Annotated in this window: 9 protein-coding genes; 8 read left to right on the forward strand and 1 reads right to left on the reverse strand. The window is 48.9% G+C overall.

Annotated elements, in window-relative coordinates:
• Positions 1–34: 34 nt before the first annotated feature.
• Positions 35–1030, reverse strand: a complete 996-nt coding sequence (locus ADIS_RS12890) for a sugar kinase (protein WP_010854978.1) — start codon at positions 1028–1030, stop codon at positions 35–37.
• Between the two features lie 126 nt (positions 1031–1156).
• On the opposite strand from ADIS_RS12890, the gene ADIS_RS12895 reads away from it, so the two are divergent.
• The 8 genes from ADIS_RS12895 to ADIS_RS12930 all read left to right on the forward strand — a co-directional run bounded on the left by ADIS_RS12895 (position 1157) and on the right by ADIS_RS12930 (position 11697).
• The gene (locus ADIS_RS12895; RefSeq protein WP_010854979.1) at positions 1157–2803 is read left to right on the forward strand and encodes a UxaA family hydrolase; all 1647 of its coding nucleotides are present in this window, start codon (positions 1157–1159) and stop codon (positions 2801–2803) included.
• A 44-nt stretch (positions 2804–2847) separates the two neighbouring features.
• Positions 2848–3663 (forward strand): SDR family oxidoreductase, encoded by an 816-nt coding sequence (locus ADIS_RS12900; protein WP_035805920.1) that lies wholly within the window; start codon positions 2848–2850, stop codon positions 3661–3663.
• A gap of 17 nt (positions 3664–3680) precedes the next feature.
• Complete coding sequence (gene uxuA / locus ADIS_RS12905) at positions 3681–4844, forward strand: mannonate dehydratase (RefSeq protein WP_010854981.1); 1164 nt, start codon at positions 3681–3683, stop codon at positions 4842–4844.
• Between the two features lie 33 nt (positions 4845–4877).
• Positions 4878–6239, forward strand: coding sequence for a Gfo/Idh/MocA family protein (locus tag ADIS_RS12910; RefSeq protein WP_010854982.1), 1362 nt, complete (start codon positions 4878–4880; stop codon positions 6237–6239).
• A gap of 309 nt (positions 6240–6548) precedes the next feature.
• Positions 6549–7526, forward strand: a complete 978-nt coding sequence (locus ADIS_RS12915; RefSeq protein WP_010854983.1) for a DUF6807 domain-containing protein — start codon at positions 6549–6551, stop codon at positions 7524–7526.
• Positions 7527–7627: 101 nt separating this feature from the next.
• Positions 7628–8671, forward strand: coding sequence for a Gfo/Idh/MocA family protein (locus ADIS_RS12920; RefSeq protein ID WP_010854984.1), 1044 nt, complete (start codon positions 7628–7630; stop codon positions 8669–8671).
• A 137-nt stretch (positions 8672–8808) separates the two neighbouring features.
• Positions 8809–10152 (forward strand): Gfo/Idh/MocA family protein, encoded by a 1344-nt coding sequence (locus ADIS_RS12925; RefSeq protein WP_035805924.1) that lies wholly within the window; start codon positions 8809–8811, stop codon positions 10150–10152.
• A gap of 75 nt (positions 10153–10227) precedes the next feature.
• The gene (locus ADIS_RS12930; protein ID WP_010854986.1) at positions 10228–11697 is read left to right on the forward strand and encodes a sodium:solute symporter family protein; all 1470 of its coding nucleotides are present in this window, start codon (positions 10228–10230) and stop codon (positions 11695–11697) included.

Here is an 11697-nt window from a genome sequence, read left to right on the forward strand (position 1 = left end):
AACTCCGATAATCCAATCCGTCCTGCAAACCGGGCTAGCGCAAAAGTTTTCCTACATTTTCCCCTCGAACAAGTTGATCAACCTCCTCTACTGTCACAAAATTGGCATCACCTGGAATAGAATGCTTGAGAACTGAAGCCGCTACAGCAAAATCCAAGGCGTCGGCATCACTTTTGTGCAGCAACCCATAGATCAATCCAGCCATAAAAGCATCGCCTCCCCCCACCCGGTCTACGATGTGGGGCATATCGAACGTTCTGCTGCCTAGGAGCGTCTCACCGTTCCATAATACCCCCGAAAGGATGTTATGGGTAGAACTCAAAGAATCCCGGTGGGTAGTGGAAATATAGCGAATGTCAGGGTACAAACGTTTCGCTTCACGGCAAGCCTCCACATAATCATCCTGCCGGATACCGAGGCAGTTTTCCATATCGGTAAGACCTGCGATGATCACGTCGGTATTTTTGATGAGATCAGGCATTACCTCTAAGGGTGACTTGCCATATTGCCACAGGTTTCTTCGGTAATTGATATCACCGCTTACCCGCACACCTTGGTCTCTAGCAGCGACGACGGCCCGTTGGCATAGGTTGGCGGCAGCCTCGGAGATAGCCGGGGTAATCCCCGTCCAATGAAACCATTCCGCTCCGTCAAAAACCGCCGTCCAATCCACTCCAACGCCGTCAAATTGGGAGAAAGCCGAGTAAAACCGGTCGTAGATGATCTTAGACGAACGGTGCATGGAACCGTTTTCAAAAAAATAGAGACCCATCCGCCCTTCTCTGAGAAAGACAAAAGAGGTGTCTACCCCGGCAGCGCGAAGGAACCGAATGCCAGCTTTGCCGATATCATGATTGGGAAATGCACAGACGTGGGCAACGGATTGATCCCAAAAAGCTAGTGAGGCGGCAACATTGGCTTCTGCGCCTCCGAATTGCACCTCATAATCATGGGTTTGGATAAATCGCTCGTGTCCCGGGGTGGAAAGTCGCATCAAAACCTCTCCTAAGGTGATGATTCGTTTTGGCATAGTGTTGGCAGGTTAGGTGATTCATTAAGTAGATCCGACAGAAAAAAAAGGATTGGACAGCCCTTGATTCATCGAATTATTCCTAAATTGTGCAATCGATTGCTCAATATAACACAAAAAAACGAAATGAAGCACAACGTGTTGAAAATACATCCCTCCGATAATGTATTGGTTGCCCTGACCGATTTGCAACGGGGAGAGTCCGTGGAATTTGAAAACAATACCTACGTTTTGACCTCGGATGTTCAGGCAAAGCACAAGTTTACCCTACAATCTCTTCAACCGGGCGACCCCATCTACATGTATGGTATTATCGTGGGAAAAGCGCTGTCTCCTATCGCCCTAGGTGAGGCTATCACTACCCAAAACGTGGCCCACGCCACCTCCCCATATACCGGAAAACGACAAAGCACCCCCTGGCAGGCTCCTGACGTAAGCAAGTGGAAATCCCGGACTTTTAACGGATATCATCGAGCGGACGGAAAAGTTGGCACGGCCAATTATTGGCTAGTGGTTCCTTTGGTGTTTTGTGAAAACCGTAACGTTGAAATCCTGAAGCAAGCCTTTGTCGAAGAGCTTGGCTTTGCCAAGCCAAACCCCTATACCCAAGTGGTTCGGGAAATGAAGCAGCGGTTTATGAGTGGTGACACAGCAAGCCTGTCCTCCATTTCATGGGACACGGTGGCTACCGATGAGCGTAACCGGGTATTCAAAAACGTGGATGGAATCAAATTCCTCACCCATCAGGGAGGATGCGGTGGCACCCGTCAAGATTCGGAAGCCCTATGCGCGTTGATCGCCGGTTACATCTGCAATCCCAATGTAGCGGGCGCTACCGTCTTGAGTTTAGGATGTCAAAACGCCCAACCCGCCATCCTAAGAGACAAGCTGGCAGCAATTTCACCCGGTTTGGATAAGCCGGTGATCATGCTGGAACAACAAAAGGAAGGTACGGAATCCGTGTTACTTCAGCGGGCGATTCAGGAGACGTTTTTGGGATTGGTAGAAGCCAACAAAGCGACCAGAAAGCCCGCTCCGCTGAGCCAGCTAACCATTGGATTGGAGTGTGGGGGGTCGGATGGTTTTTCAGGCATTTCGGCAAATCCGGCACTGGGCCATGTGTCAGATATTCTGGCAGGCATCGGTGGTAAAAGCGTTCTTTCGGAGTTTCCCGAGCTATGCGGCGTGGAGCAGGAACTGATCAACCGGTGTACCAACGACAAGTCAGCAGAAAAGTTTGTACAGCTTATGCGCGCCTATGCTTCCCGGGCAGAGGCAGTTGGATCCGGATTTGACATGAACCCTTCTCCCGGCAACATAAAGGACGGATTGATCACCGACGCGATCAAGTCTGCCGGAGCAGCCAAAAAAGGCGGTACCTCCCCTATCGTGGATGTGCTCGATTATACCGAGCAGGTGAGTAGACCCGGGTTAAGCTTGCTTTGCACGCCAGGTAACGATGTAGAAAGCACTACCGCCATGGCCGGATCCGGGGCAAACGTCATTCTTTTCACTACAGGATTAGGCACACCAACCGGCAATCCCATTACGCCCGTCATTAAAGTATCATCAAATCACAGGCTTGCGGCACGTATGTCCGATATAATCGACGTCGATACCGGATTTGTGGTCTCAGGAGAAAAGACCATCGAGGAAGTGGGCGATGATCTGATGGAGTTCATCATACAGGTGGCAAGTGGAGATGTGAAACCAAAAGCAGTACAGTTAAACCAAGATGATTTCATCCCTTGGAAAAGAGGCGTATCTTTGTAGATCACCCTATCAAAATTTTACATACGAATCATTAACCCAAATTTATGTCGAGTCTATTTTCAGTTAAGAACAAAATCATCATGGTCAGTGGGGCCACGGGTATTTTGGGAAAGGCAATCGCCAAGCACCTGGCCGCTGAGGGAGCTCAGGTTATCGTCCTGGGCCGAAACACCGACAAGGTAAGCGCGCTGGTACAGGAAATAAAGGATGAGGGGGGCTTCGCCCATCCAGGTATTGCCGATGTAACCCAAGAAGATCAGTTGAAGGCATTGGGCGAAGAACTCAGCAAAGAATTCGAACAATTGGACGTTTTAATTAACGCCGCCGGCGGAAATATGCCAGGTGCAGTAGTTATGCCGAACCAGTTTTTAACCGACCTTTCCGGCGATGATGTCCGTAAGATCATTGACCTGAATTATATGGGTACCTTTCTGCCTATCAAGGTTTTTCTACCACTTATGACGAATACCAAAAAGGCAAGCATCATCAATATATCCTCCATGGCTGCAAGTCGTCCCATGACCCGGGTGATGGGATATGCATCTGCCAAAGCGGCCATCGACAACCTTACCAAATGGTTGGCGACTGAATTTGCCAAAAAGTACGGAGAAGGCATGCGTGTAAATGCGGTGGCACCCGGATTCTTTTTGACCGAGCAGAACCGTACGTTGCTCACAAACCAAGATGGCAGTCTGACCGAGCGCGGCAATCTGATCATTCAAAACACCCCTATGGGTAGATTCGGAAGTCCGGATGAACTGTTTGGTGCCATTCAGTATCTTTGCAGTGATGCCTCCAAGTTCGTGACCGGAACGATCATTGAGGTAGATGGTGGATTTAATGCGTTTTCAGGAGTATGAGTAATAAACCCCTATTGATGGAGCAGACCATGAGATGGTATGGTCCAAACGACCCTGTAAGTCTTGCGGATATCAGGCAATCAGGTGCCACCGGCATAGTTACTGCCCTACACAACCTGCCAAATGGCACCGTATGGACGAGGGATGCGATACGTGAACGAAAAGAAATGATCGAACGGGCAGGTTTGACTTGGTCCGTGGTGGAAAGTGTCCCCGTTCATGAAAATATCAAAACGAGAAGCGGAAACTTCGAAACCTACATCAAGAACTACCAGCAGACCCTTCGAAACCTTGGTGCCGAGGGTATCCATGTGGTGTGTTATAATTTTATGCCCATCCTGGATTGGACCCGCACAGACCTTGGCTATACCTTAGCCAACGGATCAAAAGCCCTCCGATTTGATATGACCCAGTTGGCAGCTTTTGATGTTTACATTTTAAAACGAAAGGGAGCCGAATCCGATTACCCCTCTCCGATTTTGGAGAAAGCAAAGGCTTATGTGGATCAAATCGACGAGGAGGAAAAAAATCGATTGGTCAGAACCATCATTGCCGGACTTCCCGGTGCGGAGGAAGGCTATACGGTAGAAGACTTTCAAAAAGCACTGGACACCTATGCAGGGATCGACGCGGAAAAACTCGGGCAACATCTCAACCTATTTCTTGATGCGATAATCCCAGTGGCCGAGGAAAGTGGCGTGTTCATTTGTGTACACCCCGATGACCCACCATTTCCGATTTTTGGTTTGCCACGGGTCGTCAGTACAGCCTCGGACTACGACCGCATTTTGGCAGGAAACAATAGCCCTCACAATGGATTCACCTTTTGCACCGGATCGTTAGGGGTTCGGGCCGACAACAACCTTCCCGAGATGGTAAGAAAATACGGCGACTATTTTCACTTCATCCACTTGAGAAGCACCCAGCGTGACGAGGAAGGCAATTTCTACGAGGCCAATCACTTGGAAGGAGACGTACCTATGGCGGAGGTCGTAAAAGAACTGATCCTACTTCAGCAGCGGACCGGAAAATCCCTACCTATGCGGCCCGACCATGGGCACCAAATGCTCGATGACCTTTCCAAGGTGACCAATCCCGGCTATTCGGCGATCGGACGGCTCAAGGGCCTCGCTGAGCTCCGCGGATTGGAACTGGGCCTTATGTTCAGATTGCAGAAGTAATCGCGTTCAACTTAACTATAATCTCAAATAATTATGAAAAAACACAACCAAACGCGGAGAATCTTCCTCAAGAAAGCCGCCATGACCACTGCGGGCATTTCTGCTTTGGGCACAGTGGGCTTCTCTGCAAAAAGCTACGGTAGAATTATCGGAGCAAATGAACGAATCAACGTGGCGATCGCCGGACTTGGACGTAGATTGGGTGCTTTTTACCAGCCCATAGGCTTGAAAACCAGCAATGTTAACTTAGTATACCTATGCGATGTGATGGAATCCCAGCGTACTAAGGCGCTGCAAAACTTCCAGAAGGTAATCGACTACAAGCCAAAACTGGAAAATAGTATCCTAAAGGTCATCGAAGATAAGGAAGTAGATGCTCTGATCAATGCCACGCCGGATCACTGGCATGCACCGGGGACCTGGCTGGCCCTTGAGGCCGGGAAACATGTCTATGTGGAGAAACCCTGCAGCCATAACCCCTACGAAGGGGAGTTGCTAGTAGCCTACCAGAAAAGGTACAACAAGGTAGTCCAAATGGGTAATCAGCAGCGTTCTGCTCCGGAATCGATTGAGATCATCAACGAAATCCACAACGGCGTGATCGGAAATGTATATAAAGCCACCGCTTTTTACAACTCGGCCCGTGGTGAGGTACCTCTGCCCCAAAAAGCATCCCCTCCTCAGGGACTTGATTGGGATCTGTTTCAGGGCCCTGCACCCAGAAGAGAATACACCCACGATACCTGGGACTACAATTGGCACTGGTACGGATGGGATTATGGCACCGCGGAATCCGGCAACAACGCCACGCACGAACTGGATGTAGCCCGATGGGCATTAAAGGTGGACTTCCCTTCAAAAGTTATTGTGGATGCTGGCAAGTACCATTGGCCAAACGATGGGTGGACCATGTATGATACCATGGATGCCGTATTCAAGTTTGACGGCAACCGAACCATTCAGTGGGATGGAAAGAGCCGAAACGGTTACAACACCTTCGGGCCTACCGGGCGTGGGACGATTATTTACGGTAGCGATGGAACCGTCTTCGTGGACAGAAGCGGCTACAAGCTATACGACCGGGCAGGAAAACTGGTGAAAGAGAATGCGTCCGGAAGCGATGAAGGTGGTACCCAGCTTGGTGGCGGCGGTGGTATGTCTACCCGACATGTGGTAAATTTCTTCGAAGCGATCCGAGGAAAAGAAGCCCAGCGGGCACCAATAGACGAAGGGGCCAAAAGTGTGCTCTTATGCCATCTGGCAAACATCGCCTCTAGAACCGGAGAAGTTTTGGATGTAGATTCGAAAAATGGCCGTATAAAAAACAGTAAAAAGGCCATGGCTCTATGGAAGAGAGAATACGAAAAAGGCTGGGAGCCTAAGCTGAAGGTGTAGGTTACTAAAACAAAAATAATGACCTACTAGCCCATCGGCAAAAACGCTGGTAATACAGGTGGATGCGTAGCAATCCACCTGTAATTGCTTTAGGGCAAGTATCCTTACACTATATTTCTTACCAGTATCTTTACATTCCAATCCTTTGAGATGATATGGCTTCTAAATTTACGAATCCATTGATCGATAACCCAAAAACCCATTTAAAACACAATGAAACCAAATAATCTATTAACCCTACTTGTTCTGGTTTGGGTCGCCCCATTTTTGCTGTCATTTACCCTCCTAGAGGAACTAACCCACCCTGCGATGAACGATAACGAAAGAATCCAGTTGATCCAAAACGACGCTGAACGCAGAATTGACGTTGTAATCGACGGCAAACATTTCACTTCCTACATTTATCCGGAAAACATCGCCAAGCCCGTTCTTTACCCCATCAAAACTGCTAACGAAACCTTTATTACCCGAGGTTACCCCATTGCCAACCGCCCGGGAGAACGGGTAGATCACCCCCACCACATCGGCCTTTGGCTGAATTATGGAGACGTGAACGGTCTGGATTTTTGGAACAATTCAGAGGCTATTTCACCCGATAGGAAGGATCGGTACGGCTCTATTGTCCACAAGAATATCATCCGTGTCAGCAGCGGCTCCAAGGAGGGAATCCTCCAAGTAGAGATGGATTGGGTAGACAGCAAAGGAAACGTGATGCTTAGCGAAAATACCGTTTTTGTTTTTTCGGGAAAGGGCGAAAAAAGAAACATCGACCGGATCACTACGCTGACAGCCCAGCAAGATGTCTCCTTTACCGACAACAAAGAGGGAATGCTTGGCCTGCGAATGGCTAGAGAACTGGAGCATCCCTCCGATAAACCTGAAAAATTTACCGATGCCATGGGAAATCCTACCGATGTCCCGTCGATGAACAACGAGGGTGTGACAGGAAAGTACCGAAGCAGTGAAGGACTGGAAGGAGATGATGTATGGGGTACACGGGGTAAATGGATGAATCTTTCCGGAGTTATCAAAGGAGAGCCCATTTCCGTAGCGATATTGGATCATCCTTCAAATGTCGGGTTCCCCACCTATTGGCACGCAAGGGGCTATGGACTCTATGCTGCCAATCCCCTTGGTCAAAAAGCCATGAGCGGTGGTAAAGATGAACTTAACCACAAGTTACGTAAAGGGGAATCAATGACCTTTAAGCACCGGATTGTCATCTACTCTGGAAAGTCCACCACCGATAAGGATGTTGAAAGGGATTATAAGTCGTTTATCAAATAGACGATTCGTTTTTTTAAATTTAATTGTAACTTAGAAGCCAAAGTAATGCCGGAAGGTGGTACAAATGGTACCGTTAACGTTAACTATAATCAGACTCACGTATGACCCCACCCATTGATAGACGGGAATTTATAGGAAAAGCCATGCTTGCAGGAGCCGGATTAAGCCTCACCCAATCGTTGGAGGCTTTTTCCAGTACGCCAAGTACCCAAAATCAGAAGCGCGTAGGAATTATTGGACTGGATACTTCCCATAGTATTGCATTTACCAAAGCCTTCAACGCCAAGGATGCGGCAGCGGACTTGGGAGGCTACCGTGTGGTGGCAGCCTATCCGCATGGAAGCCGGGACATCAAATCCTCCGTAGAACGCATTCCCGGGTACATCAAGGAAATCACCGAATTGGGTGTAGAAGTGGTGGATTCTATCAAGACACTATTGGATCGGGTAGATTACGTACTGTTGGAAACCAACGACGGAAGGCTCCATCTCGAACAGTCCCTTGAGGTATTCAGAGCCGGAAAGCCATTGTTTATCGACAAACCCATTGCCGCGTCCCTTGCCGATACGATTGCGATATTTAAGGCTTCGGAAAAGTACAGGATTCCCACGTTCTCTTCTTCATCCCTACGCTACATGGAGAATTTGATGGCAGTAAATAAGGGAAAGATAGGCAAAGTACTAGGGGCTGATGCCTATAGCCCGGCGACGTTGGAACCAACCCACCCGGATCTCTTCTGGTACGGAATCCACGGGGTAGAAACGCTCTATGCCGTGATGGGTAAGGGCTGTAAAACCGTGCAACGTACGTTTCACCCCGATTCAGAGGTAGTAGTGGGTACTTGGGACGATGGTCGAATAGGCACCTTTAGAGGACTACGGGCCGGAAAAACCGGCTATGGGGGTATTGCTTTCGGTACAGAGGGAATTCAGGGCCTTGGCCCCTATGGCGGGTATAGGCCGTTGCTTGTTGAAATTGCGACTTTTTTCAACACAGGCAAACCTCCCATTGACCCGGAAGAAACCATCGAGCTTTTCGCTTTTATGGAAGCAGCGAGTGAAAGTAGCCGGAAAAAAGGTCAGGTTGTCTCCATTTCCAGTGTGATGGCATCTGCCCAAAAAGCGGCAAACAAAATCAGTATTTGACGGAATTGCAATGCCCATAAAAATGGCTTATTAAAGACAATAATTATTATATCAGGCATTCCACCCCTATAAACCGGGACAAGTTGTGATTGCTTAGAGACAAATTATACGAACATGAATTAATTGGATAGTACCTTATGCAACATTCGAGAAGAACTTTTGTGAAAAAAGCTGCTGCCAGTGCCGCTTTGGTATCCGTAGGCGGAATTTTACCCGGCCTTTCTGCCAAAAGTTACGGCAGGATCTTGGGTTCAAACGAACGGATCCAAGTTGCCTGTATGGGCGTGGTCAGCCGAGGAATGGCGGTGGGAAGTAATTTTGCCGGCCAAGAAAACTGCGAAGTCATTTATAGCTGCGATGTGGATGCCAATGCCTCCGCTAAATTTGCCGCTGCCATTCAGGATATTCAAGGATCCAAACCTAAAGAGCAAAAAGATGTCCGCAAGCTTCTCGAAGACAAAGACGTGGATGCTTTGGTGGTCACTGCCCCGGATCATTGGCATGCCCCAGCGGCGCTGATGGCTTTGCAGGCTGGCAAACATGTGTATTTGGAAAAGCCCTGCAGCCACAACCCCAAGGAAGGGGAACTTTTGATCGCCGCCCAAAAGAAATACGGAAAGGTGGTACAAGTCGGAAATCAGCGACGTTCCTGGCCAAACGTAGTGGCCGGCATCAAGGAAGTTCATAACGGTGCCATTGGAAAGCCCTACATGGCAAAGACCTGGTACGCCAATAACCGGGGTCCGATTGGCCGGGGCAACCGAGTGGCTGTCCCCGAGTGGCTGGACTTCGAGCTTTGGCAGGGGCCCGCACCAAGAGAGGCCTATAGGGACAACCTGATCCATTACAATTGGCATTGGTTCTGGAACTGGGGTACCGGTGAGGCCCTGAATAACGGAACACACATGGTGGATTTGGCCCGTTGGGGACTGCAAGTCGAGTATCCCACTATGGTTAACTCCGCTGGCGGAAGATATCACTACGAAGATGACTGGGAGACTCCCGACACCCAAATCATCAACATGGAGTTTGGCGACAAAGGGGTCATCACGTGGGAAGGAAGAAGCTGCAATGGAAAACACATTGAAGGTGGTTCCGTAGGTGTCCTTTTTTACGGTGAAACAGGCAGTCTGCTAATAGAAGGTGGAAACTCCTATAAGATCTTCAACCTCAAAAACGAGATTGTAAAAGATGTGCAGAATGACATGCCCATCGATCCGCAAAACCGCGTCAGTCCCGCACAGGCCTTGGATGCCATCCACATCCAGAATTTTTTTGATGGCATCAAGAAGGGTATAGAAGTAAGATCCGAAATAGTCGGTGCACATCAAAGTACCCTCTTGGTTCAGTTGGGAAACATCTCCCAACGAATGGGTCGATCACTTCAGATTGATCCTGCCACCGGTCGTATCAGAAACGACAAAAAAGCCATGGCGCTTTGGAGTCGTGACTACCAAAAAGGCTGGGAACCAAAAGTCTAACCAGGCAATTACCCTTCCATCCAACTACCCTGTCGGAGCAATCCGGCAGGGTTTCATCTATCCAATCACGTCTTTATGGAACTTAGCACCTTAGACCTGATCGTCATCGCCCTCTTTTTTCTTTTGATGTTGGCGATAGGTATCTGGTCCTATTTTAAAAACACCAATTCGGAAGATTACTTTGTAGCAGGAGGAAAACTCCCTTGGTGGCTATCCGGCATATCCCACCACGTATCCGGGTACAGCGGTGCGGTCTTCGTCGCCTACGCCGGTCTTGCCTATACCCACGGATTTTCCTTGTATATCTGGTGGGCATTGACTATCGGCCTCACCATCGTGGTAAGTGCCAAGGTATTTCCAGTGTTCTGGGTGCGGTTGCGAAAGCGTTTTCATATTCAGTCTCCACTGGAGTTTTTGACCGTTCGATACAACCTGCTAACCCAGCAGCTTATGGCTTGGAGTGGTGTCACACTCAAATTGTTTGATATTGGAGCAAAATGGGCGGCAATTGCCGTACTGCTCAATGTGTTTACCGGTATCTCTCTTCCCGTAGGCATTCTGATAGCCGGTGGTATATCGCTGCTATACATTACATTTGGAGGGCTTTGGGCTGTGATCATCACCGACTTCGCCCAGTTCATTGTACAGATAATCGCCGGATTGGTCATGTTCGTGGTTGTATTGGCGAAACTGGGAGGGGTTGGTTCAATTTTCACACTTTGGGAGCAACTCCCCCCAGAAAACAGTCAGGTGTTTCATGAACCTTATACCATCGGTTTTGCGTTGGCCTTTCTGTTTATCAACTTCCTGTCCTATAATGGCGGGCAATGGAACTTGGCCACTCGGTATATTTCCTCCCCCTCCGAACATCAAGCCTCCAAAGCGGCGAGACTTTCCGGTATACTTTACTTGGTATGGCCCCTGATCCTGTTTTTCCCAATGTGGGCGGCGCCTATCCTGTTGCCCGATTTGGATGACCCCACGCAATCCTATGGCATCCTAACCATGCAGCTATTGCCAATTGGATTGGTAGGATTGGTGGTCGCTTCTTTGTTTGCCAATACCATGTCCATGACATCCTCGGATATCAATACAATCAGTGCAGTCATTACCAGGGATATTCTACCTGCCGTCAATCCGAAATTTAAAGATGAAAAAAACTCGCTGGGCATTGCCAGGGTAACTACTTTCCTGTTTACGCTGGCCACTATTCTCATAGCATTTCAGTTTGAGCGGTTCGGAGGGGTGTTGGGGCTTATCATCAGCTGGTTTGGCGCATTGGTCGGGCCGATCGCGGTGCCCATGCTTTTTGGGGTGATTCCATGGTTCAAAACCTGTGGCCCCAAGGCAGCCATTTCTTCGATTCTTATGGGTTTGCTTGCATTTGTATTTACCAAATCCTACGATTTGGGCAGCCTAGCTCTCTCCATTAGTCTGCCGGTAACTGTGTCCACCATTACCTATATTCTAGTAGGCAAACTCAGTAAACAGGCTCCCCCACAAAAGGTACAGCAGATGCTGGATGATCTTGCTGTAGAACGGTAA

This window comes from Lunatimonas lonarensis (assembly GCF_000390185.1).
GTDB lineage: Bacteria > Bacteroidota > Bacteroidia > Cytophagales > Cyclobacteriaceae > Lunatimonas > Lunatimonas lonarensis.